20 protein-coding genes are annotated in these 23654 nt (G+C 74.2%); 14 read left to right on the plus strand and 6 right to left on the minus strand.

Annotated elements, in window-relative coordinates:
• Window positions 1–3 precede the first annotated feature (3 nt).
• On the minus strand, window positions 4–633 hold the full coding sequence (locus GA0070622_RS29310) for an MBL fold metallo-hydrolase (RefSeq protein ID WP_091582279.1): 630 nt from the start codon (window positions 631–633) through the stop codon (window positions 4–6).
• Window positions 634–755: 122 nt separating this feature from the next.
• Here GA0070622_RS29310 and GA0070622_RS29315 point away from each other — a divergent pair, with 122 nt between their 5' ends.
• A complete protein-coding gene (locus GA0070622_RS29315; RefSeq protein ID WP_091582284.1) occupies window positions 756–1715 on the plus strand; it encodes a DUF4349 domain-containing protein in 960 nt (319 codons plus the stop codon).
• Here the strand turns inward: GA0070622_RS29315 and GA0070622_RS29320 are convergent.
• Together GA0070622_RS29320 and GA0070622_RS29325 are read right to left on the minus strand one after the other, a co-directional pair.
• Window positions 1672–2931 carry an amidohydrolase gene (locus tag GA0070622_RS29320; protein WP_091582289.1) on the minus strand — a complete coding sequence of 420 codons (1260 nt, stop codon included), beginning with the start codon at window positions 2929–2931 and terminating at the stop codon, window positions 1672–1674. The two genes, GA0070622_RS29315 and GA0070622_RS29320, sit on opposite strands and share 44 nt — an antisense overlap.
• A gap of 559 nt (window positions 2932–3490) precedes the next feature.
• The gene (locus GA0070622_RS29325) at window positions 3491–5074 is read right to left on the minus strand and encodes an acyl-CoA mutase large subunit family protein (RefSeq protein ID WP_091582293.1); all 1584 of its coding nucleotides are present in this window, start codon (window positions 5072–5074) and stop codon (window positions 3491–3493) included.
• A gap of 203 nt (window positions 5075–5277) precedes the next feature.
• Between GA0070622_RS29325 and GA0070622_RS29330 the strand changes: the two genes are divergently transcribed.
• Together GA0070622_RS29330 and GA0070622_RS29335 are read left to right on the plus strand one after the other, a co-directional pair.
• The gene (locus GA0070622_RS29330; RefSeq protein ID WP_091582297.1) at window positions 5278–7287 is read left to right on the plus strand and encodes a serine/threonine-protein kinase; all 2010 of its coding nucleotides are present in this window, start codon (window positions 5278–5280) and stop codon (window positions 7285–7287) included.
• A 49-nt stretch (window positions 7288–7336) separates the two neighbouring features.
• A complete protein-coding gene (locus GA0070622_RS29335) occupies window positions 7337–9001 on the plus strand; it encodes a phospho-sugar mutase (protein WP_091582301.1) in 1665 nt (554 codons plus the stop codon).
• An 83-nt stretch (window positions 9002–9084) separates the two neighbouring features.
• Here the strand turns inward: GA0070622_RS29335 and GA0070622_RS29340 are convergent, their stop codons facing one another.
• Both GA0070622_RS29340 and upp read right to left on the minus strand, forming a co-directional pair.
• Window positions 9085–9768: a GOLPH3/VPS74 family protein gene (locus GA0070622_RS29340; protein ID WP_091582305.1), complete on the minus strand. Its 684-nt coding sequence runs from the start codon at window positions 9766–9768 to the stop codon at window positions 9085–9087.
• Between the two features lie 118 nt (window positions 9769–9886).
• Window positions 9887–10519, minus strand: coding sequence for a uracil phosphoribosyltransferase (gene upp / locus GA0070622_RS29345; RefSeq protein ID WP_091582308.1), 633 nt, complete (start codon window positions 10517–10519; stop codon window positions 9887–9889).
• Between the two features lie 135 nt (window positions 10520–10654).
• On the opposite strand from upp, the gene deoC reads away from it, so the two are divergent.
• From deoC to GA0070622_RS29395, 10 genes are all read left to right on the plus strand, one after another.
• A complete protein-coding gene (gene deoC / locus GA0070622_RS29350; protein WP_091582313.1) occupies window positions 10655–11614 on the plus strand; it encodes a deoxyribose-phosphate aldolase in 960 nt (319 codons plus the stop codon).
• A 5-nt stretch (window positions 11615–11619) separates the two neighbouring features.
• Window positions 11620–13050, plus strand: a complete 1431-nt coding sequence (locus tag GA0070622_RS29355; RefSeq protein ID WP_091582316.1) for an aldehyde dehydrogenase family protein — start codon at window positions 11620–11622, stop codon at window positions 13048–13050.
• Window positions 13043–13867 carry an aldehyde dehydrogenase family protein gene (locus tag GA0070622_RS29360; protein ID WP_091582320.1) on the plus strand — a complete coding sequence of 275 codons (825 nt, stop codon included), beginning with the start codon at window positions 13043–13045 and terminating at the stop codon, window positions 13865–13867. Before GA0070622_RS29355 ends, GA0070622_RS29360 begins: the two co-directional genes overlap by 8 nt.
• A gap of 216 nt (window positions 13868–14083) precedes the next feature.
• Window positions 14084–14587 (plus strand): BlaI/MecI/CopY family transcriptional regulator, encoded by a 504-nt coding sequence (locus tag GA0070622_RS29365; RefSeq protein WP_091582323.1) that lies wholly within the window; start codon window positions 14084–14086, stop codon window positions 14585–14587.
• A 10-nt stretch (window positions 14588–14597) separates the two neighbouring features.
• Window positions 14598–15503: a M56 family metallopeptidase gene (locus GA0070622_RS29370; protein WP_091582325.1), complete on the plus strand. Its 906-nt coding sequence runs from the start codon at window positions 14598–14600 to the stop codon at window positions 15501–15503.
• A 103-nt stretch (window positions 15504–15606) separates the two neighbouring features.
• Window positions 15607–16854, plus strand: a complete 1248-nt coding sequence (locus GA0070622_RS29375) for a cytochrome ubiquinol oxidase subunit I (RefSeq protein ID WP_091582329.1) — start codon at window positions 15607–15609, stop codon at window positions 16852–16854.
• Between the two features lie 10 nt (window positions 16855–16864).
• Window positions 16865–17872, plus strand: coding sequence for a cytochrome d ubiquinol oxidase subunit II (locus GA0070622_RS29380; protein WP_091582332.1), 1008 nt, complete (start codon window positions 16865–16867; stop codon window positions 17870–17872).
• Window positions 17869–19551 (plus strand): thiol reductant ABC exporter subunit CydD, encoded by a 1683-nt coding sequence (gene cydD / locus GA0070622_RS29385; RefSeq protein WP_091582335.1) that lies wholly within the window; start codon window positions 17869–17871, stop codon window positions 19549–19551. The genes GA0070622_RS29380 and cydD overlap by 4 nt, the downstream gene beginning before the upstream one ends.
• Window positions 19552–19670: 119 nt before the next feature.
• Entirely contained in the window at window positions 19671–21443 is a 1773-nt protein-coding gene (gene cydC, locus GA0070622_RS29390; RefSeq protein WP_425412792.1) for a thiol reductant ABC exporter subunit CydC, read from the plus strand.
• A gap of 56 nt (window positions 21444–21499) precedes the next feature.
• The gene (locus GA0070622_RS29395) at window positions 21500–22189 is read left to right on the plus strand and encodes a permease prefix domain 1-containing protein (RefSeq protein ID WP_091582340.1); all 690 of its coding nucleotides are present in this window, start codon (window positions 21500–21502) and stop codon (window positions 22187–22189) included.
• A 6-nt stretch (window positions 22190–22195) separates the two neighbouring features.
• On the opposite strand, the gene GA0070622_RS29400 is transcribed toward GA0070622_RS29395, so the two are convergent.
• Window positions 22196–22537 carry a PadR family transcriptional regulator gene (locus GA0070622_RS29400; RefSeq protein WP_091582343.1) on the minus strand — a complete coding sequence of 114 codons (342 nt, stop codon included), beginning with the start codon at window positions 22535–22537 and terminating at the stop codon, window positions 22196–22198.
• Between the two features lie 116 nt (window positions 22538–22653).
• On the opposite strand from GA0070622_RS29400, the gene GA0070622_RS29405 reads away from it, so the two are divergent.
• Window positions 22654–23643 carry a DNA primase gene (locus GA0070622_RS29405; RefSeq protein ID WP_091582347.1) on the plus strand — a complete coding sequence of 330 codons (990 nt, stop codon included), beginning with the start codon at window positions 22654–22656 and terminating at the stop codon, window positions 23641–23643.
• The last annotated feature ends 11 nt before the right edge of the window (window positions 23644–23654 follow it).

The following is a 23654-nucleotide window of genomic DNA, read 5'->3' on the forward strand; positions in this document are numbered from 1 at the left end:
GGTTCAGGCGTCGATCCGGGTACCGGGCTCCAGACGGCGGTAGTCGGTGTTCGACATCGCGGTGTACTGCCGGTCGAGCACACCGAAGCCGTTGGCGTTGAGCAGACCGTCGTGCAGCGCGTAGGCCCGGCGGGGGGCGACGGCGCGGATGAAGTCGAGCACCTCGGAGAACTTCGACCAGGGCGCGTGTATCGGGGCGAAGAGCGTGTCCACCTGGACGTCGTCGGGGACGAACAGCGCGTCGCCCGGGTGGTAGACGACCTCGTCGAAGAGGTAGCCGATGTTCTGGATCACGGGGATGTCCGGGTGGATGACCGCGTGCTGCCCGCCGTACGTCCGCACCGGCACGCCGGCGGCGGTGAACGACTCGCCCGGTGCGACCACGACGAGCGCCTCGGCGGCGTCGCCGAGCACGCCGGCGAGTGAGGCGGGGCCGTTCACCTGGATCGGCCGGCGCTCCAGCGCCCGGGTCAGCGCGGCGACGTCCACGTGGTCCGGGTGCTCGTGCGTGATCAGCACCGCGTCCGCCCCGTCCAGCGCCTCGGGTTCGCTGAAGACGCCGGGGTCGACGACCAGCACTCCCCCGTCGTGCTCCAGCCGGAGGCAGGAGTGGGTGAACTTGGTGACCTGCATCGTGACTCCTCGATTATCGAATCGTGATGTCCTCAGCGCAGTCTGCCGGAACCGGCGCGACGACGCGTCGCGTCCGAGGTATCGGCCCCGGCTCGCGGGGCCGTCGACGATCGGAGCGGGGAATGGGCGGACGACGACTCCGGGGCGTGGCCCTGGTGGCCGTGGGCCTGGCCGCGGTGCTGGCCGTGGGGGCGTGCAGCGCGGGCGGGGACAGTGGCAGCAACGACGCGGCGGCGCCGGCGGCGGAGGGCGGCGGGGACGCCGGAGCGGAGCGGGACCAGGCGGCCCCGGGCGGGACCGGCGGCGCCGACCTGCGGGTGGACCAGCGGTCCATCATCTACACCGGAACGATGCAGGTCCGGGTGGACGACGTGGACACCGCGGCACGGGAGGCGACCACGGCGGTGACCGCGGCCGGCGGCTTCGTCGGCGGCGACCGGCGGTCGAGCGAGTCGGCGGACGCGCGGGCGGTGCTGACGCTGCGGGTGCCGGCGGACCGGTTCGCCGGTGTGATCGACCAGCTGGCCGGGTTCGGCCGCCAGGAGCGCCGGGAGATCCGCACCGAGGACGTGACCGAGCAGGTGGTCGACCTGGACGCCCGGATCGCCACCCAGCGGGCCCGGGTGGAGAGCGCCCGCAAGCTGCTGGCCCAGGCCAGCTCGGTGGACCAGCTGGTCGCCCTGGAGAACGAGGTGGGCACCCGGCAGGCCGACCTGGCCGCGTTGGAGGCCCGCAAGCGTCGACTGGCCGACCTGACCGCGCTCTCCACCATCACCGTGACGTTCCTGGGCCGGGACGCCAGCACCGCCGAGGAGGAGGCCGACCTCGGCTTCCTGACCGGGCTGGGCGGCGGCTGGACGGTCTTCCTCACCTCGGTGCGCGTGCTGCTCACCGTGCTCGGCGCGGTCCTGCCGTTCGCGGTGGTGATCGGCGTACCGCTGTGGCTGCTGCTGCGGTGGCGACGCCGGCGGGGCCGCCGGACGCCGCCGCCCGGCGGGCCGCAGCCGCCGGCGCCGGTCGGGCCGACCGGCGGTCCGGTCAGCGCGCCGCCGCCAGTGCCCGCAGCGCGGTCTGGACCATGAGGCGTACGCCCACCTCGATGGCGCGCTCGTCCACGTCGAAGGAGGCCCGGTGCAGGTCCACGTTGGGCCCGCTCCGGCCGACGCCGAGGCGGGCGAGCGCGCCGGGCACGTGCTCCAGGTACCAGGAGAAGTCCTCGCCGCCCATGCTCTGCGGCGTCTCGGCGATGCCCTCCGGCCCGAGCGCCGACGCGGTGGCCGCGGTGAGCACGCCGATGGCCCGGGCGTCGTTGGTCACCGGCGGCCGGCCGCGCAGGTATTCCAGGTCGACGGTGGCGCCGGTGGGCGCGAGCACGTCCCGCACCACCTGGGCCACGATCTTGGGCGCCTGGTCCCAGGTGTCGCGGTCCATCACCCGCAGGGTGCCGGCGGCGCACGCCTCGGACGGGATCACGTTGTAGCGGGTGCCGGCCGAGGCGTGGCCGAACACCAGCAGCAGCCCGCTGTTGGCCGGCACCCGGCGGCTGATCAGCGTCGGCACCTCGGTGACGAGCCGGCCGAGCGCGTCGACCAGGTCGACGGTCAGGTGCGGGCGGGCGGTGTGCCCGCCGGGACCGGTGAGCCGGACGGTGACGTTGTCGGCCGCGGCGGTGATCGGGCCGACCCGCAGGCCGACCTTGCCCACCGGCAGGTTGGGGTCGCAGTGCAAGGCGAAGATCTGCACCACGTCGTCGAGGCCGCCGGCCTCGATGACCTCCAGCGAGCCGCAGGGCAGGATCTCCTCGGCCGGCTGGAAGATCAGCCGCACCCGGCCGTCGAGCTGACCGAGGTCGGCCAACTGGGCGAGCAGCATGCCGACGCCGAGCATCACCGAGGTGTGCACGTCGTGGCCGCAGGCGTGGCAGACGCCCTCCACGGTGGACCGGTACGACACGTCCTTCGGGTCGCTCAGCGGCAGCGCGTCGATGTCGGCGCGGAGCGCGATCACCGGCCCGTCCGGGCGACCGTCGACGTCGCAGATGACGCCGTTGCCCTTGGGGAGCAGGCGCGGCTTCAGCCCGGCGAGCGAGAGTTCCCGGTGCACCAGCGCGGCCGTCTCGAATTCCTCGCCCGACAGTTCCGGGTGCGAGTGAATGTGCCGGCGGGTCTCGATGAGGCCGGGTACCCGCAGCGCGAGCAGATGGTCGAGCTCGAAGGGCAGGGGCTGGGAACCGGTCGGCGTCTCGGGCCGGGACGACGCCAGCGGGCCACCGGAAGGCAGCGTCAACGCACTCGTCACGTCGAATTCTCGATCACTAGAGATGGATGGATCTTCGGGGAGAACAGCAGACAGCCTAGACCTCCGGCGGTGACGCTGCGCAACATCTTTCGCGTAGCGGTCGGACCGCGCAGCGTCACGAATGCCCTGGTGGGAGGGCTCGAATATCTGCGGGACAGCAGGTAGATCGCGGTCGGACGCCGTCATCTGCCCCCCACCTCCTACAACGCGTAACCGATTCATCGGTCACCAAATACCGGTCGTCGTTCCGAATTGTCGCATTAGTTGCGGCAATTAACTGCCGCTCCGACAATTGCGCGACAACAGTCGGCTGCCGGACGACTCCCGACGGTGACATGACTGTCCGCCGAACGACCGCACAGGCTGTCCGTCCCGTTCCCCCGTTCGGGTTACCCGCATTCCCGAATCGCACACGCGCCACGGTCACGGCCACACTGCCCGCGGACGCGTCGGCACCGCCCCGGGCGGCGTCGCCCGGGGAGGGATCCGCGCCGGGCCGCATCGCCCGCCGCGTGCGGGGAGGCTTCCACCGTACGCCGCCAGAGCGTGTCCGCCCAGGTCAGAACCGGTCGGTCGGCCGGTAGACCCCCCACACGTCGCGCAGCGTCCCGCACACCTCGCCGACCGTGGCCCGGGCGCGCAGCGCCGCCTTCATCGGGTGCAGCACGTTCGTGTCCCCCTCGGCCGCGGCGCGCAGCTCGGCCAGCGCCCGCTCCACCGCGTCCGAGTCCCGCTCCGCGCGCAGCTTGGCCAGCCGCTCCGCCTGCGCCGCCTCGATCGTCGGGTCCACCCGCAGCGGCTCGTACGGCTCCTCCTCGTCGATCTGGAACCGGTTGAGTCCGACCACCACCCGCTCACCCGAGTCGATCTCCTGGGCGATCCGGTACGCGGACTGCTCGATCTCGCGCTTCTGGAAGCCGGCCTCGATGGCGTCCACCGCCGAGCCGTGGTCGAACACCCGGTCCATCAGCTCGTTCGCCGCCGTCTCCAGCTCGGCGGTCATCGCCTCCACCACGTACGACCCGGCGAACGGGTCGACGGTGGCGGTGAGATCCGTCTCGTACGCCAGCACCTGCTGGGTCCGCAGCGCCAGCCGGGCGGCCTTCTCGGTGGGCAGCGCGATGGCCTCGTCGAAGCTGTTGGTGTGCAGCGACTGGGTGCCGCCGAGCACCGCGCCCAACCCCTGCACCGCCACCCGGACCAGGTTGACCTCGGGCTGCTGGGCGGTGAGCTGCACGCCCGCGGTCTGGGTGTGGAACCGCAGCATCATCGACTTCGGGTTCTTCGCGCCGAACTCGTCGCGCATCACCCGGGCCCAGATGCGACGGGCCGCGCGGAACTTGGCGACCTCCTCCAGCAGCGTGGTGCGGGCCACGAAGAAGAACGACAGCCGGGGTGCGAAGTCGTCCACGGCCAGCCCGGCCGCGAGCGCCGCCCGGACGTACTCCACGCCGTTGGCCAGCGTGAACGCGATCTCCTGCGCGGGCGAGGCGCCGGCCTCGGCCATGTGGTAGCCGGAGATGGAGATGGTGTTCCACTTCGGCACCTCGGCCCGGCAGTAGGCGAAGGTGTCCGCGACCAGCCGCAGCGAGGGCTTCGGCGGGAAGATGTACGTCCCGCGGGCGATGTACTCCTTGAGGATGTCGTTCTGGATGGTGCCGTTGAGCGCGGTGCCGGGCACCCCGTTCTCCTCCGCCACCAGTTGGTAGAGCAGCAGCAGCACCGAGCCGGGCGCGTTGATGGTCATCGAGGTGGAGACCTTGTCCAGCGGGATCCCGCCGAAGAGCGTCCGCATGTCCTCGATGGAGTCGATGGCGACGCCGACCTTGCCGACCTCGCCGTGCGCGATCGGGTCGTCCGAGTCGTAGCCCATCTGGGTGGGCAGGTCGAACGCGACGGACAGCCCCATGGTGCCGGCGCGCAGCAGCTGGTGGTAGCGCGCGTTGCTCTCGGTGGCGGTGCCGAAGCCGGCGTACTGCCGCATGGTCCACGGCCGGGACGTGTACATCGTCGGGTAGACCCCACGGGTGTACGGGTAGTCGCCGGGCTCGCCCAGCCGGGAGTCCAGGTCCGCCGGAAGGTCGGCCGCCGTGTAGACGCCCTTGATCGGGAAACCCGACTCGCTTGACCGCGCATCGCTCATTACCGGATGGTAGGACGCGGCCGCCGCTCGATGGGTGAGGGATACCGCACACCGGGCGGTGGCGGCCCACCGGAGGTGAGTAGCTGGCCACATACCGTCGAGTAGGTAAACGCCCGCCGCGTCGGGTTTCGCATCGGGCGTCGGAACCAGCAAGATAGAGGGGTTGTGTCCCAGCCCCCTCGATATCCCCCGGTGGCTTTTCTGTGACTCAGATTCCGACGTGGAGCGGCGGACCGGCCAGTCCCCCCACTGGACGCGCGGCGCCCGGCACCACCATCGGTGGTCGCTACTCGCTGCGCTCCCCGGTGGGCAACGGCGGCATGGGCACGGTCTGGCGGGCCACAGACACCCTGTTGCGCCGTGACGTGGCGGTCAAGGAGGTCGTCCTCCCGCCGGGGCTCGCCCCCAGCGACCGCGACGCGCTCTACGAACGGACGCTGCGCGAGGCCCGCGCCGCCGCCGCGATCCAGCACCCGGCCGTGGTGCAGGTCTACGACGTGGTCACCGAGGGTGGCCGGCCGTGGATCGTGATGGAGCTGCTGGACGCCCGCAGCCTCGCCGACATGGTGATCGAGGACGGGCCGGTCGCGCCGCGCGCGGTCGCCAAGATCGGCATCGCGCTGCTCGGCGCGCTGGAGGTGGCGCACGCGATCGGCGTGCTGCACCGCGACGTCAAGCCGGCCAACGTGCTCATCTGCACCGACGGCCGCTGCGTGCTGACCGACTTCGGCGTCGCCCGGATGCCCACCGACGTGCAGCTCACCACGCCCGGCATGGTGCTCGGCTCGCCCCACTTCATCTCCCCCGAGCGGGCCATGGGCCAGGAGTTCGGCCCGCCCAGCGACCTCTTCTCGCTCGGCGTGACGCTCTACACCGCGGTGGAGGGGCGGCCCCCGTTCGACAAGGGCGACCCGATCGAGACCATGCACGCCGTGGTCGAGGACCCGCCCGCCACGCCGCAGCGCAGTGGCCCGCTCACCGGCGTGCTGATGGGCCTGCTGGAGAAGGACCCGGCCCGCCGGATGGACGTGCACCGGGCCCGGGCCATGCTGCGCGAGCTGCTCGCCGGCCCGCTGACCAGCACCGCGACCGCGGTCAACTCGGTCACCGACCCGTACGCCGTGGTGCCGGTGCCGCGCCCGACCACCCCGCCGCCGGTCGCCCCGGAGCCGAAGCCGAGCGGCCAGATCGGCGGCCGGGCGATGATCGGCCCGGGCGAGTCGCTGACCGACCGGCTGGCCGCGCTGCGTCGCGGCGAGCGCCCCGGCGCCACGACGGCGGGTGACGCGGCGCTCGACGAGACGAGCGCCGACGCGTTGGCCGGGCCGCTGCACACGCCCACCGGCGCCATGTCCGGGCCGGGCGCTCCCGAGGCCACCCAGCACATCTCGCCGGACGCCACCGTCCGCCTCGGCCGGGGTGCCGGCGCGGACGCCACCCAGCGCGTGCCCACCGGCACCCCGACCACCTACGGCGGCGGCGCCGACGCCACCCAGCTGGTGTACGGCGGCGGCGCGCAGTGGTCGGTGCCGGGCACCGGCCAGCCGTGGACCACGTCGGCCACCGCGCCGGCCGACGCGCCCGGCGGGGTGAAGGGCCTGCTCGGCCGCGTGAAGGCGTGGCCGCGCAAGGTCCAGCTCGCCGCCGCGGGCGGTCTGGCCGTGGTGCTGCTGGTGAGCGTGATCGCGCTGACCAGCGGCGGCGACGACGCTCCCCCGCCGATCGTGGGCGCGCTGCCGTCGACCTCGGCGGCCGCCGCGCCGGAGATGCAGGAGCGGACCGTCAAGGGCGTCACCATCAAGGTGCCCAAGGGCTGGCAGCAGCAGACCGGCGGCCTCTACGTCGACTACGTCGACCCGAACGACGAGGGCCGCAAGGTGCGGGTGATCGCCGAGGAGTGGGGCGGCACCTCGATCAGCTGGGCCGAGTTCGCCTCGCGGAACCTGAAGAAGAACAGCGCCAAGAGCAAGAACTGCCCCGCGCCCTACACCGAGGTGTCCGTCTCCGAGCAGCCGCTCGCCGGGCAGACCGCGGGCCAGCTCGAATACACCTGCGGTGAGGGCGAGGCCATGCGCCACGGCATCTGGCGGGGCCTGGTCAAGGACGGCAAGGTCTACTCGTTCTACCTCTCCTCCACCGACGCGCGGTTCGCCGAGAGCAAGCCGATCTTCGACGCGATGGTCGGCTCGTTCCAGCTCACGGCGGACAACTGAGTCGAGGCCGACGGCCAGTGGTGATCCGTCGCCGTGCTATCAAGAGGCCATGGCGGCGGACACCACTGACCTTGACGACCTTCGCGCGCGAGCCGAGAGCTGGCTCGCCGACGACCCCGACCCGGCCGACCGGGACGAGCTGCGCGCCGTCCTCGACGGGCTGCCCGGCACCGCCGGCGAGCTGGCCGACCGCTTCGCCGGCCCGCTGACCTTCGGCACCGCCGGCCTGCGCGGCCCGCTGCGCGCCGGGCCGAACGGGATGAACCTCGCCGTGGTCACCCAGGCCGCCGCCGGGCTCGTCGGCTGGCTCGCCGCCCAGGGCGGCGAGGGCCCGCTGGTGATCGGGTACGACGCCCGACGCGGGTCGCGCGCCTTCGCCGAGCGCACCGCGCAGGTGGCCACCGGCGCGGGCCGCCCGGCGCTGCTGCTGCCCCGCCCGCTGCCCACGCCCGTGCTGGCGTTCGCGGTCCGGCAGCTCGGCGCGGTCGCCGGCGTGATGGTCACCGCCAGCCACAACCCGCCGCAGGACAACGGCTACAAGGTCTACCTGGGCGCGCAGCTCGGCGGCGAGCTGGGCGCGGGGGCGCAGATCGTGCCGCCGGCCGACGCCGGCATCGAGGCGGCCATCCGCGCGGTCGGCCCGCTCGCGCAGGTGCCGCTCGGCCCGGCCGGCCAGGTGCTCGGCGACGACCTGGTCGCCGCGTACGTGGACCGGGCCGCCGCGGTGGTGGACCCGGCCGGGCCGAGGGACCTGAAGGTCGCGTACACGCCGCTGCACGGGGTGGGTGGCGTGGTGCTGACCGCCGCGTTCGCCCGGGCCGGCTTCGGCGTGCCCGGCGTGGTGCCGGAGCAGGCCGAGCCGGATCCGGCGTTCCCGACCGTGAGCTTCCCGAACCCGGAGGAGCCGGGCGCGGTGGACCTGCTGGTCGCGCTCGCCGACCGCACCGGCGCGGACATCGCCATCGCCAACGACCCGGACGCGGACCGCTGCGCGGTCGCCGTACGCGACGCCGGGTCCTGGCGGATGCTGCGCGGCGACGAGGTGGGCGCGCTGCTCGCCGACCACCTGATGCGGCGCGGGGTGACCGGCCTCTACGCCACCACGATCGTGTCGTCGACGTTGCTGCGGGCCATGGCCGAGGCCCGGGGGCTGCCCTACGACGAGACGCTGACCGGGTTCAAGTGGATCGTCCGGGCCGGCGGGGGCCGGGAGCCGCTGGTGTACGGCTACGAGGAGGCGCTGGGCTACTGCGTCGCGCCGGGCCACGTCCGGGACAAGGACGGCATCACCGCCGCGCTGACGGTCGCCGAGCTGGCCGCCGGGCTCAAGGCCCAGGGTCGTACGCTCACCCACCGGCTGGACGAGCTGGCCGCCGAGTTCGGCGTGCACCACACCGACCAGCTCTCGGTCCGGGTGGAGGACCTGCGGGTGATCGCGGACTCGATGGCGCGGGTGCGGGCGGCCACCCCGACCGCGCTGCTCGGGCACCCGGTCCTCGAGGCGACCGACCTGCTCCCCGAGGCGGACGTGGTGATCCTGCGCACCGACGCCGCCCGGGTGGTGATCCGGCCCTCCGGCACCGAGCCGAAGCTCAAGGCGTACCTGGAGGTGGTGGAGCCGGTGACCGACGGCGACGTCACCGCGGCCCGGCGCCGCGCCCGGGCCGCCGTCACCGAGCTGCGCAACGAGATCGCCGCCGCCCTCGGCCTCTGAGATGTAAGGAGGGGCCCCTTCTTAACGCCTGGCGTTAACAAGGGGCCCCTCCTCTACCTGAGGCGTTAAAAGGGGGCCCTTCCTTACACGCTGGGGCGTTTGCCGAGGGCGGCGTCGACGGCCTGGCCGAGGGCGGCGATGACCAGGCTCACCGAGGGACGTACCACGCTGTCGTCCAGGCTCACCGTGCCGGAGAAACCGGCGCCCGCCGCGATCTCCTCCAGGCGCTTGCCGGCGTCGGTGGCGGCGGCGCCGGTCAGCCCGAGCGCCGGCTCCATCCGCAGCACCGCGACCAGGGTGGCCAGCGCCGCGGTCCGCTCGTCCGGGAGCTGCCCGCTGGTCAGCGCGTCGGCCAGCCGGCGGCGGATGTCCGCCTCGACCGAGGCGTCGGCCACCGGGTAGCGGTGCACGTGGATGAAGCCCAGCTCGGTCTCGTCCACGTCGCGGACCACGCCCCGGCCGCAGAGGTCGCCGAGGATCCGGTCGCGCAGCCCGTGCCGCAGCCGCTGCACCCAGGACGAGGGCGTGTGCGGGGTGTCCGCGGCGATCTTGGCCAGCACCGCGTCCGCGATCGGCTCGCCGGTCGGCGCGGGGTCGACCACCGCCAGGTTCCCGTCCGCGTACGCGACCCGTCCGGCCAGAGCCAGCTCGACCAGCACCGCGGCGGCCATGCCCAGGTCCAGGCTGATCCGCGGCATGGTGGCCTTGCCGGTTTCGTCGTCATACGCGAGGAGCAGCAGCTCCTCGGCGAGCGCAACACCAGTCATGGCCCGGAACGCTAGCGCCTCCCCGCACCCCCGCGCATCAACTCGCCGGTGCCGCCCGTTTCCTACGGCGGAGGGCCCCTCCGAGACGGAATGGGCCCTCTGCGCGGGTGTCGACGGGTCAGAAGCGGGGCATGCCGCCGAACTGCCGGTCGCCGGCGTCGCCGAGGCCCGGGACGATGAACATCCGGTCGTTCAGGCCCTCGTCGATCGACGCGGTGACCAGGCGCAGCGGCAGGCCGGACTGCTCCAGCCGCTGGATGCCGACCGGTGCGGCCAGCACGCAGAGCACGGTGATGTCGGTGCAGCCGCGGTCGGCGAGCAGCCGGCAGCAGTGCTCCAGCGAGCCGCCGGTGGCCAGCATCGGGTCGAGCACCAGCACCGGCAGGCCGCTCAGGTCCCGGGGCAGCGACTCCATGTACGCCCGCGGCTCGTACGTCTCCTCGTCGCGGGCCAGGCCCACGAAGCCCATCGACGACTCGGGCAGCAGGTCGAGCGCGGCGTCGGCCATGCCGAGGCCGGCCCGCAGCACCGGCACCAGCAGCGGCGGGTTCGCCAGCCGGGTGCCCTCGGTGTCGGTGACCGGGGTCTGGATCGAGTACTTCTCGACCGGGAAGGAACGCGCGGCCTCGTACACCAGCATGGTGGTGAGTTCGCGCAGCGCGGCCCGGAACGACGCCGAGTCGGTCCGGGCGTCCCGCATGGCGGTCAACCGCGACTGGGCGAGCGGATGGTCAATGACGTGTACGTCCACGATCGCTCAACCTACCGGTCCCCGGCCCGGCGCACGGCGGGTGCGGCCCGACCAGCGACGCCGCTCACGTATGCGCTCACGTCGGGTCCGCCGTGACCAAGATCACTCGACTCGCGGGTGCGTACTATTCGGGGCATGACGGCGACAGCGACGTCGGCCCGGTCGGACCTCTCCGAGCTGGGACGATCCGAGACCGCTCTGCGGACCTTCCTGCACGGCCTGCCGGGCGTGGACCAGGTCGGCGCGGAGCAGCGGGCGGCACAACTCGGCACCCGATCCATCAAGACCACGGCCAAGGCCGAGGCGATCGACCTGGCGATCCGGATGGTCGACCTGACCACGCTGGAGGGCGCGGACACCCCGGGCAAGGTGCGGGCGCTCGCGGCCAAGGCGGTGCGGCCCGACCCGTCCGATCCGAGCTGCCCGCACGTCGGCGCGGTCTGCGTCTACCCGTCGATGGTCCCGCACGTGGCCGAGGTGCTCGCCGGATCCGGCGTGCACCTGGCCAGCGTGGCGACCGCGTTCCCGTCCGGTCAGGCGCCGCTGGAGGTCAAGCTCGCCGACACCCGGGCCGCCGTCGCGGCCGGCGCCGACGAGATCGACATGGTGATCAACCGGGGCGCGTTCCTGGCCGGGCGCTACTCCGAGGTCCACGACGAGATCGTGGCCACCAAGGAGGCGTGCGGGGACGCGCACCTCAAGGTGATCCTGGAGACCGGCGAGCTGGCCACCTACGACAACGTGCGGCGCGCCTCCTGGCTCGCCATGCTGGCCGGCGGCGACTTCATCAAGACCTCCACCGGCAAGGTCCCGGTCGCGGCCACACTGCCGGTGACCCTGGTGATGCTGGAGGCGGTCCGCGACTTCCGCGCCGCCACCGGGCGGCAGGTCGGCGTCAAGCCGGCCGGCGGCATCAAGACCACCAAGGACGCGATCAAGTACCTGGTCATGGTCAACGAGACCGTCGGCCCGGACTGGCTCGACCCGGACTGGTTCCGCTTCGGCGCGTCCAGCCTGCTCAACGACCTGCTCATGCAGCGCACCAAGCTGACGACCGGCGTCTACGCCGGTCCCGACTACTTCACCCTGGACTGAACGCGATGTTCGAATACGCACCCGCCCCCGAGTCCCGCTCGGTGGTGGACATCAAGCCCTCGTACGGGCTGTTCGTCGACGGCGCGTTCGTCGACCCCACCGACGGCGGCAGCTTCAAGTCGGTCAACCCGGCCTCCGAGGAGGTCCTGGCCGAGATCGCCGAGGCCGGCAACGAGGACGTGGACCGCGCGGTCCGCGCCGCGCGCCAGGCGTACGAGAAGGTGTGGGGCCCGATGCCGGGCCGGGACCGGGCCAAGTACCTGTTCCGGATCGCCCGGATCATCCAGGAGCGCTCCCGCGAGCTGGCCGTGCTGGAGTCGCTGGACAACGGCAAGCCGATCAAGGAGTCCCGCGACGTCGACCTCCCGCTGGTCGCCGCGCACTTCTTCTACTACGCCGGCTGGGCGGACAAGCTGCCCTACGCCGGCTTCGGCCCCGACCCGAAGCCGCTCGGCGTGGCCGCGCAGGTCATCCCGTGGAACTTCCCGCTGCTCATGCTGGCCTGGAAGATCGCCCCGGCGCTGGCCGCCGGCAACACGGTGGTGCTCAAGCCGGCCGAGACCACCCCGCTGACCGCGCTGCTGTTCGCCGAGATCTGCCAGCAGGCCGACCTGCCGGCCGGCGTGGTCAACATCGTCACCGGCGCCGGCGACACCGGCCGCGCGCTGGTCGAGCACCCGGGCGTGGACAAGGTCGCGTTCACCGGCTCCACCGACGTGGGCAAGGCCATCGCCCGCGCGGTCGCCGGCACCCGCAAGAAGCTCACCCTGGAGCTGGGCGGCAAGGCCGCCAACATCGTCTTCGACGACGCCCCGATCGACCAGGCGGTCGAGGGGATCGTCAACGGCATCTTCTTCAACCAGGGGCACGTCTGCTGCGCCGGGTCCCGGCTGCTGGTCCAGGAGTCGGTCGCCGACCAGGTGCTGGAGTCGCTCAAGCGCCGGATGGCCCAGCTGCGGGTCGGTGACCCGCTGGACAAGAACACCGACATCGGCGCGATCAACTCGGCCGCCCAGCTGGCGAAGATCCGCGAGCTGTCCGAGATCGGCGCCGCCGAGGGGGCGGAGCGCTGGTCGCCGCCGTGCGAGCTGCCCGAGCGCGGCTTCTGGTTCGCGCCGACCATCTTCACCGGGGTCACCCAGGCGCACCGGATCGCCCGCGAGGAGATCTTCGGCCCGGTGCTGTCCGTGCTCACCTTCCGCACCCCGGCGGAGGCCGTCGAGAAGGCCAACAACACGCCGTACGGGCTGTCGGCCGGCATCTGGACCGACAAGGGTTCCCGGATCCTGTGGACCGCCGACCGGCTGCGCGCCGGCGTGGTCTGGGCCAACACGTTCAACAAGTTCGACCCGACCTCGCCGTTCGGCGGCTACAAGGAGTCGGGTTACGGTCGCGAGGGCGGCCGGCACGGGCTGGAGGGGTACCTCAATGTCTGAGCGGGTCGCGGTACGCAAGACGTACAAGCTCTTCATCGGCGGGAAGTTCCCGCGCAGCGAGTCGGGACGGTCGTATCTCGTGCAGGACTCCAACGTGTCGCTGGCCTCCCGCAAGGACGCCCGGGACGCCGTCGTCGCCGCGCGCGCCGCGGTGAAGGGCTGGGCCGGGGCGACCGCGTACAACCGGGGTCAGATCCTCTACCGGGTGGCCGAGATGCTGGAGGGCCGGCGCGACCAGTTCGTCGCGCTCGGCGCCCCGGCCGACGAGGTCGACGCCGCGATCGACCGCTGGGTCTGGTACGCCGGCTGGTCGGACAAGCTCCCCCAGGTCTACGGCGGCGCGAACCCGGTCGCCGGCCCGTACTTCAACCTGTCCGCGCCGGAGCCGACGGGCGTGGTGGCCGCGGTGGCCCCCGAGGCCCCGGCGTTGCTCGGTCTGGTCAGTGTGATCGCCCCGGCGATCGTCACCGGCAACACGGTGGTGGTGGCCGCCTCCCCGGCGGCGCCGCTGGCGGCGGTGACCCTGGCCGAGGTGCTGGCCACCTCCGACCTGCCCGGCGGCGTGGTCAACATCCTGACCGGCCGGCTCGCCGAGACGGTGCCGACGCTGGCCGCGCACATGGACGTCAACGCCGTCGACCTGACCGGTGTCGCCGACGCCGAGCTGGCGGCGGAGCTGGAGGTCAAGGCCGCGGAGAACCTCAAGCGGGTGCTCCGGCCGGCCCCGGCGGACCACGACTGGCACGCCGATCCGGGTCTGACCCGGATGACCACGCTGCTGGAGACCAAGACCGTCTGGCACCCGAAGGGCGTCTGACCCCGGCGCTCCGACCCGCCCTCGATCCCGCCGCAAGATCCACACCAGCTCGCCGAGATGGCCGCATCCCGCCCGGCGGGACAGCACCACTTCGCCGACCTGGTGTGGATCGCGCGGTGAGATCAACACCAGCTCCCCGAGGTGGCCGGGTCCCGCCCCGGTGCGGAGGCCCCTGGGCAGATGCCCGGTGTCTACTACCGGAGGTAGGATTGGTGGGTGACTCGGCTGGGGGACCTTGAGCGTGCGGTGATGGACGTGCTGTGGGACTCGGTCCCGGGCACGTCGGACGGCGTGACCGTGCGCGAGGTCGCCGACGCCCTCGACGGGCGGGAACTGGCCTACACCACGGTGATGACCGTGCTCGACCGGCTCGCCGGAAAGGGCATGGTGCAGCGCGAGCGGGAGGGGCGGGCCTGGCGCTACCGGCCGGCCGCCACCCGTGAGGCGCACATCGCCCAGCTCATGCTCGACGCCCTCGACCTGGGCGGCAGCCGGGACGCGGCGCTGGTGCGCTTCGCCCGCTCGGTCACCGGCACGGAGGCGGACGTGCTCCGCGCCGCCCTCGCCGCCGAGGCGGGACTCACCGACCCGGATCGAGCCGCCGGAGCCGGGCGCACCGAGCCGGACCGGGCCGCCGGAGCCAGGCGCGCCGGGCTGACCGACCGCGTCGAGGATCCGCGGCCCGCCGGGCCGGCGCTCGACGAGGCGACGGACCGGTAGGGCCGCCGCCGTGGCGTACGCCGTGCACTTCGCCGCGACCATCCTGGCCTGCTGGCTGACCGCGCAGGTCCTCGCCGCCGCGCGCTGGACGTGGCGCGCGCCCCGGGTGGCGATCGTCTGCTGGCAGGCGGTCGGGTTGGCGCTCGGGCTCTCCGCGATGGGGCTGCCGATGGCGGTCGGTCTCGCCGCGTACGACCGGCCGACCGGCGGCGCGCTGCTGGCGCTCGCCGACGACCTGGCCCACGGCACGCTGCCGGCCGGTGTGGGCGCGGCGCATCTCAGCCTGGTCGGGGTCGGTTTCGGCATCGGTGCGGTGCTGCTCACCACGACCGTGCGCAGCGTGCACGGCGCGGTGCGGGCGCAGCGCCGGCACCGGGAGCTGCTCACCCTGGTCGCCCGGCGCGACCCGACGATTCCCGGCGCGCTGGTGCTCGACCACCCGAGCGCGGCGGCCTACTGCCTGCCCGGGGTGAAGCCCCGGGTGGTGGTGAGCGCCGGCACGGTCAGTCTGCTCGACCCGGCGGAGCTGGCGGCGGTGCTGACCCACGAGCGGGCACACGCCCAGGAGCGGCACGATCTGGTGCTGCTGCCGTTCACCGCGCTCTGCCGGGCGCTGCCCTGGTTCCGCTGGGTGCGCGACGCGCACGAGCGGGTGGCGCTGCTGGTCGAGATGCGCGCCGACGACAAGGCTCGCGAGCTGCACGCGGAGGAGCCGCTGGCCGGCGCGCTGCGCCGGTTCGCCGCCGCCGGGCACCGGGTCACGCCGGCCGGCACGCTCGGTCTGGGCGACCGTGACCTCGACGTACGGGTGCAGCGGCTGCTGGTCGCGGACCGCCCGCCGCGGGTGCTCGGCGCGACGGCGCTGGCCGTCGCCGGCACGCTGGTGTTCCTGCCGGTCTCCCTCTTCCTGAGCTGAGGCGTCCCCTACGGGGCTTCTCCGGGTGCCGCGCGCCTTATAGGTAGGCAAGCTACGTGTAGGGTTCCTACGACAAGCGAGCCAACCCGTGGGAGACGCGACCATGGACCCCCTGCTCCTCGCCCGCCTGCAGTTCGCCACCACCACCTCGATCCACTTCCTGTTCGTGGTGGTCACGCTCGGCCTGGTCACCCTCCTGGTCGGGCTGCAGACGGCCGGACACCTGACCGGCAAGCCGGTGTACGAGCGACTGACCCGGTTCTGGGGCCAGCTCTACGTGATCAACTACGTGCTCGGCATCGCCACCGGGATCGTGATGGAGTTCCAGTTCGGGCTGAACTGGAGCGGGCTGTCGCGGTACGTGGGCAACGTGTTCGGCGCGCCGCTGGCCATCGAGACGCTCGTCGCGTTCTTCCTGGAGTCCACGTTCCTCGGCATGTGGATCTTCGGGTGGCACCGGCTCCGGCGCGGCGTGCACCTGGCGCTGCTCTGGGGCGTGGCGCTCACCGCGTACGCCTCGGCGTTCTGGATCATGGTGGCGAACGCCTGGCTCCAGAACCCGGTCGGCTACGAGGTCCGCGACGGCGTCGCCCACCTCACCGACTTCGGCGCACTGCTCACCAACCCCACGTTCGGCATGGCGTTCGGCCACGTCGTCTCGGCCGGCCTGGTCACCGGCGGCCTGCTGATGGCCGCGGTCAGCGCCTGGCACCTGCTCCGGCGTACCCCCGACTTCGCGCTCTTCCGCACCTCGCTGCGGATCGGCCTGGTCACCGCGGCGCTCGCGGTGACCGCTCTCCAGGGCTTCGGCTTCGCCCAGTTCGGCCCGGTCGGGCAGGTCCAGCCCACCAAGTTCGGCGGCGGGCCGGCCCGGGACGCGACGGTGGCCGACTGGACCGCCCGGTTCGGTCCCGGCGACTGGGACCCGCCGGTGCTGTCCAGCGTCGGGCTCGGCTTCATGATCCTGATCGGCTTCGCCCTGGGCTGCGTCTGGCTCCTGCTGCCGCTGCTCTGGCGCGACTGGATCATCCGGCTGCGGTTCCCGCTCTGGTTGGTCCTGCTCGGCCTGCCGCTGCCCTTCGTCGCCGTGCTGCTCGGCTGGATCGCCCGCGAGGTGGGCCGCCAGCCCTGGGTGGCGTACGGGCTGCTGCCCACCGCCCAGGCCGTCTCGCCGGTGTCGCCCGGGCTCATGCTCACCTCGCTGATCGGCTTCAGCCTGCTGCTCGGCACGCTCGCGGTCACCAACTGGACGCTGATGGCCCGGCACGCCGCCCGGGGCGCGCTCGACCCCGCCCTGGGCCGCCCGCCCGCGCCCGACACCGACCCCGACCACCAGCCCGTGTTCGCCTGAGGAGCCCGCCGTGGAACTCGCCTGGTACGCCCTGCTCGGCCTCTTCTTCGCCACCTACCTGGTGCTCGGCGGCTACGACTACGGCGTCGGCCTGCTGCTCGCCCGGCGCGCGGACCAGGCCGCCCGCCGGGCGACGCTCACCGCCGTGGGGCCGTTCTTCCTCGGCAACGAGGTCTGGCTGGTCGCCGCCGTCGGCATCCTGTTCGGCGCCTTCCCCACGCTGGAGGGCGAGCTGCTCTCCGGCTTCTACCCGGCGGTGCTCGGCGCGCTGGCCGGCGTCGTGCTGGTGACCGCCGGGGTGCAGCTGCGTAGCCGGTCGGTCGCCGGCTCCGCCCGCGCCGGCTGGGACCGGGTCGTGGTGGTCGGCAGCGTGCTGGCCGCGCTCGGCTGGGGTGCCCTGCTCGGCGGGCTGCTCCAGGGGGTGCCGCTCACCGCCGACGGGCACGTGGCCGGCGCCGGCCACCTCGTCACCCCGTTCGTGGCCGCCGCCGCGCTCACCGTGCTGGCGCTGGTCGCGCTGCACGGTGCGACCTTCCTCACGCTCCGGCTGCCGGCCGCCGACGCGCCGGCGCTCGCCCGGGTCGCCCGCGGCCTGGTGCCCGCCGCGCTCACCGCGGTCGCCACGGCCACCGTCCTGGGGCTGCTCTCCGACCGGGTACGCGCCGCCGTGGGGCGGCCGGCGGTCGCCGTACTCCTGCCGTTGGCGCTGGTGGCGGCACTGCTGGTGGCCCGCGCGGCGCTGCGCCGGGGCCGCGCCGGGGTGGCCTTCGCAGCGACCGCGACGGCGCTGGCGCTCCCGGCGCCCCTGGTCGGGGCCGCGCTCTGGCCCCGGATCCTGGTCTCCACGACGGACCCGGCGGCCTCGCTCGCGGTCGCCGACGCGGCGGCGAGCCGCCCGACGCTGGCGCTGCTGGGCTGGCTGGTGCTGCCGCTCGTGCCGGCCCTACTAGGCTTTCAGGCGATGTGCTGGTGGGTGTTCCGAGGACGGACCGACGGCCGGGCACCGGTGTACTGGTGAACCGCCGCCCGTTCGACCCGCGTCTGCTGCGTCGGGTCCCCGCGGCCCGGCGCGACCTCGCCGTGCTCGCGGTGCTGGGCGGGCTGACCGCGCTGCTGGTGGTGGCCCAGGCCACCGCCCTGGCCACGCTGCTGGCGACCGCGATCGACGGGCGGCTGCACCGGCCGGCGCTGGCGTGGTTCGTGGCGGCGGTGGCCGCCCGGGCGCTGGTGAGCTGGGCCCAGGGCACGGTGGCGGCGCGGGCCGCGGCCACGGTCAAGGCGGCGCTGCGCGCGGACCTGCTGCGCGCGGTCGGCCGGCACGGCCCCACCTGGGTCGCCGGCCGGCGGGCCGGGCAACTGGCCACCCTGGCCGGGCGAGGGCTGGACGCGCTCGACCCCTACTTCACCGGCTACCTGCCGCAGCTGGTGCTGAGCGTGACGGTGCCGGCGGCGGTGCTGGCCCGGATCGTGTTCGCGGACTGGAGCTCGGCGCTGATCATCGTGCTCACCATCCCGCTCATCCCGATCTTCGGGGCGCTGCTCGGCTGGCAGGCGCAGGCCGCCACCGAGCGGCAGTGGCGGCGGCTGTCGCTGCTCGGCGGGCACTTCCTGGACATGGTGGCCGGGCTGCCCACGCTGCGCGCGTTCGGCCGGGCCCGGGCCCAGGTCGACGTGGTGCGCCGGATGGCCGACGGCCACCGCCAGGCCACCATGAAGACGCTGCGCATCGCGTTCCTGTCCGCGCTGGTGCTGGAGCTGGTCGCCACGCTCTCCGTCGCGCTGGTCGCGGTGCCGGTCGGCATCCGGCTGCTCGGCGGCGGGATCACACTCTCCACCGCGCTGCTCGTGCTGCTGCTCACCCCGGAGGCGTACCTGCCGTTGCGGGCGGCCGGCAGCCGGTTCCACGCCAGCATGGAGGGGCTCACCGCGCTGGACGAGGCGCTCACGCTCTCCGCGACCGACGCGCCGATCGAACCCACCGCCGCCGGGCGCGCGGCCCCGGACGGCCGCGGCGAGATCCGCTTCGAGGGCGTGACCGTCGCGTACGACCGGACGACCGCGCTGCGCGACGTCACGCTGACCATCCGGCCCGGCGACCGGGTGGCCGTCATCGGGCCCAGCGGCGCGGGCAAGAGCACGCTGCTCAACCTGCTGCTCGGCTTCGTCCGCCCGACCAGCGGGCGGATCACCGTCGACGGCGCCGACCTGGCCGAGGTCGACCCGGACGCGTGGCGCCGCGAGCTGGCCTGGGTGCCGCAGCGGGCCCACCTGTTCGCCGGTTCGCTGGCCGACAACATCCGGCTCGGCGCGCCGGACACCCCGGACGACGTGCTGGCCGCCGCGGTGACCGACGCGGCGCTGGACGAGGTGGTCGACGCGCTGCCCGACGGGCTCGACACCCGGCTCGGCGAGCGCGGCCACGGCCTGTCCAGCGGGCAGCGGCAACGCGTGGCGCTGGCCCGGGCGTTCCTCCGCGACGCGCCTCTGGTGCTGCTCGACGAACCGACCGCCCGGCTGGACAGCGCCAGCGAGGCGGTGGTCCTGAGCGCCACCCGGCGGCTGGTCGCCGGCCGGACCGCGCTGCTGGTCGCGCACCGGCCCGCACTGCTGGCCGACGCCGACCGGATCCTGCGCGTCGAGGACGGCCGGGTCACCGAACTCCGCCCGACGACCACCGGCCCGGCGGTGACCCGGTGAGCGCCGGCGACGGCGTGACGCCGGTGGGGCGCGTGCCCGCCGGGCCGACCTCGGTCCCGGCGGAGCCGTCCGGGGCGCCGGAACCGCCGGCGCCCACCCGCCCGGACGCCGAGCGGGTCGTGCTGCGTCTGGCCCGGCCCTACCTGGGCCGCCTGCTCGGGGCCGGGCTGCTCGCCGCGGCGACCGAGTTCGCCGGGCTCGCGCTCATGGCGACCGCGACCTGGCTGCTGATGAGCGCCGCCGGCCGGCCGCCGCTGGACCGGCTGACCGTGGCCATCGTCGCGGTGCGGGCGCTCGCGGTCGGCCGGGGCGTGTTCCGCTACACCGAACGGCTCGCCGGGCACGACGCCGTGCTGCGCATGATCACCGACGTCCGGGCCCGGGTCTTCGCCGCGCTCGCCGCCCGGCGCGAGGGCACCGACCGGCGCACCGGTGACGCGCTGAGCCGGCTGGTCTCCGACGTGGAGGCGGCCCAGGACCTGCTGCTGCGCGTGCTCGTGCCGGGATCGGCGGCGGCCCTGGTCGGCCTGCTCGCGGTCGGGGGCGCGGCACTCATCTCGCCGCCGGCCGCCGGCGTGCTCGCGGTGGGCCTGCTGGTCGCCGGCGTGGCACTGCCCGCGCTGGCCACCCGGCTCACCCGCCGGGCCGCCGACGAGGTGGCCCCGCTACGCGGCGCGCTCGCGGTCGACGCGGTCGACCTCACCCACGGCGCCGCCGACCTGGCCGCCTTCGGCGCGACCGACGCCGCCCTGGCCGCCGCCGAGGGGCGGGCCGGGCGACTGGCCCGGCTGGAGCGCCGGCTCGCCGCCGTCGGCTTCGCGGTGGACGCGACCGGCGTGCTGGTGGGCGGCCTCACCGCCGCCGCGGTGGTGGTCGTGGCGCTGCGCGCGGGCGTGGGCGGGGTGCTGGTCGGCGTCCTCGCCGTCGGCACGCTGGCCGCCGTCGAGGTGGCGCTCGCCCTGGTCGCGGCGGCCCGGCAACGCACCCAGCTCCGGGCCGGGCTGGCCCGCGTCGCCGACCTGCTCACCGAACCGGCCGCGACGGAACCGGTCGGCGTCACGGGACCGGTCGGCGTCACGGGACCGGTCGGCGTCACGGAACCGGTCGGCGCGGCGGGGCCCGTCACCGGCGGCCACGACGTGCGGTTCGAGGACGTGACGATCCGCTACCGGGCCGGAGCCGCACCGGCCCTGGCCGGGTTCGACCTCGACCTGCCGGCCGGTTGCCGGGTGGCCGTGGTCGGCCCGAGCGGCGCCGGCAAGAGCACGCTGGCCGCCGCGCTCACCGGCGCGGTACGCCCCGCCGCCGGCCGGGTCACCGTCGGCGGCGTACCGGTGTCCGAGCACCCGGCCGACCGGCTTCCCCGGATCGTCGGCGGCCTGCTCGCCGAGGCGTACGTCTTCCACGCGACGGTGCGGGAGAACCTGCTTCTCGGCCGCCCCGACGCCGGCGAGGCGGACCTGACCGACGCGGCCCGCGCCGCCGGGCTGCTCGACTGGGTACGCGACCAACCCGAGGGCTGGGACACCGTGGTCGGCGAGCAGGGCGGGCAGCTCTCCGGCGGCCAGCGGCAGCGGCTGGCGCTGGCCCGGGCGCTGCTGGCCGCGCCACCGGTGCTGGTGCTCGACGAGCCGACCGAGGGGCTCGACCCGGCGGCGGCCGACGCGGTGCTCGACTCCGCGCTGGCCGCCACCCCCGCCGGGCACTCGGTGCTGCTGATCAGCCACCGGCTCAGTGGCCTGGCCGGGTTGGACGAGATCCTGGTGCTGGAGGGTGGCCGGGTGGTGCAGCGCGGCCGGCACGAGGAATTGGTGGCGCGCCCGGGCTGGTACCGGGAGCAGTGGCTGCGCCAGGAGGCGGCCGAGCGCGGCTACCTCGCGCTCGCCCCCTGACGCGTTCCGGGGTTTTCCCCGACGCCACCCGCGCCCGCCGGTGGCAGGCTGGTGCCATGCGGGTGGATCAGGGGGCAGGGGTCGAGGGCCGGCTGCGCGAGTTGTCCGGGCGGCTGCACGGGCCGACCCGGCTCAAGGCCGACCTGCTGACCGAGGCGCGGCACGCGCTGGAGGACGCCGTCGAGGCGTACCGGGAGGGGGGTCTGCCGCGGGCGGAGGCCGAGCGGCGGGCGGTGGCCGAGTTCGGCAGCGCCGCCCAGCTCGTGCCCGGCTACCAGGCCGAGCTGGCCGCCGGGGCGCTGCGCGGGTTGGCCCTGCGCACGCTGGCGGTGGCGGTGGTGCTCATGTCCGCCGGCGACCTGACCTGGCGGGGGTCGAGCTGGAGCGCCGGGCCCCGGCCGCCGTCGGGCTACCTGCTGCTCTCCGCCGCGTTGAACGGCATCTGGGCGGTGGTCGCCGGGCTGGCCCTGCTGGGGCTGCTGCTCGGCGCGCTGGCCGCCCGGCGGGGCTCGCCGCGGCTGGTCCGGTCGGCCCGCGCGGTCGGCTTCGGGCTGACCGGTGGGCTGCTGCTCGGCGCGCTCGCCGGGGGCGCCCTGTTCGGCTGGTCGGTGCGCCTCTGGGACGCCGCGCTGACCTGGCCCCCGATGATCGTCGGCGCGGTGGTGGTCTCGGCCGCCTGGTTCGCCCTGGCCCGGGCGGCGCGGTGGTGGCTGCTCAGCAACCGCGTCCCGCGGCCGGCCGGGTGACCCCGGTCAGGCCGGCGCGGTCGGCGGCTCGTCGGCGCCGAGGAACCGGCCGACGGTGGCGCTGAACTCGCGCCAGCCCGCGCGTTCCCCGGCGAGCGCCCGGCCGCCCGCATCGGTGAGCTGGTAGGTGCGTCGTTCCCGGCCGTTGACGGTGCTCCACGTGCTGTCCACCAGCCCGGCCCGCTCCAGTCGGCGCAGCGCCGGATAGATCGTGCCGGTGGGCAGGTCGAGGGTGCCTCCGCTGCGGGCCCGCAGCGCCTCGATGATCGCGTAGCCGTGCAGGGAGCCCCGCTCCAGCACGGCCAGCAGCAGCGCGTCCAGGTGTCCGTGCAGCGCCTGCGCCTTCATGTGTAGCGAGCCTACTTGTCAGGCGCGCGGGACGCCACCGGGGTGCGGCTCCCGGTCGGAACCGGTCGCCCACTAGGGTATGTGCGCAGAGTCACTCGGCGGCGCGACGCCGTCGGGTGGGCAACCGAACGCACACGGAGGTCAGCGTGGCCCGCCAGTCGCCCCAACGGCCCGACGCCGACGAGCCCGAGCTCGACGAGACCGACGCGTCGGCCGCAGCAGACGAGGTCGAGGTCGACCGCCCGGCGGCGGACCGCACGCTCTGGGACGAGGTGCGGATCGACCCGGTGGAGATCGCCCTTCCCGCCGGCACCGGCTTCACGCTCCGGGCCTACCGGACGGCGCGCGAGCTGACCCCGACCGACGTCGCCGAGCGCGACGAGGACGACCCGTTCCTGGCCCGCCGTCAGGTCGTCGAGACCGAGGAGGACGAGGAGGTGGTGATCCTCGACGAGGAGTTCGCCGCCCTCTCCGCCGAGAAGGACGACGAGGACGAGGAGAAGGACGGCGGCCGCGCCGGGGGACGTCGCCGGGGCAAGACCGGCGACGCCGGGGCCGAGACGGACGACGACGAGGCCGAGGAGGCCGAGGCCGAGGACGACGAGGACGACGCGGGCGACGAGGAGGTGCCGGTCTTCCTCAGCCACAAGGGCCGGCTGCTGCTGTTCAAGACCCCCGAGTCGCTTGTCACTTTCATCCGTTCCGGTGCGCCCAACGACCTGTCCCAACTGGACAGCTGGAATGAACTGTCCGAACGGCTGGAACCGGCCGACATCGCCCCGCTGGACGAGGACACCTACGAACTCGACCTGGTGGTGGAGAACCTTCGCGGCGGTCACGACGCCTGGGATCCCGCGCTGCTGATCGAAGCCGGTGAGATCGCCCGTGACCTGTCGTACGCCCTGCGGCTACCGGCCGTGCTCGACATGCTCTCCGCCGGCTCCAGCCTGGACGATCTGGACGAGGCGCTGCGCGCTTCTGTCAATGGCGGAATCGGTGGTTTCCTGGGTCGGCGCCGGCTGAAGAAAATCGGGGCACAAACCGCAAGTTTGGGTTGGCGCACCATTGTCGGCAAGATCTCTGCTGTTGTGGACTGGCGCGACTGACCCGGAGCGGG

The organism is Micromonospora sediminicola (assembly GCF_900089585.1).
GTDB lineage: Bacteria > Actinomycetota > Actinomycetes > Mycobacteriales > Micromonosporaceae > Micromonospora > Micromonospora sediminicola.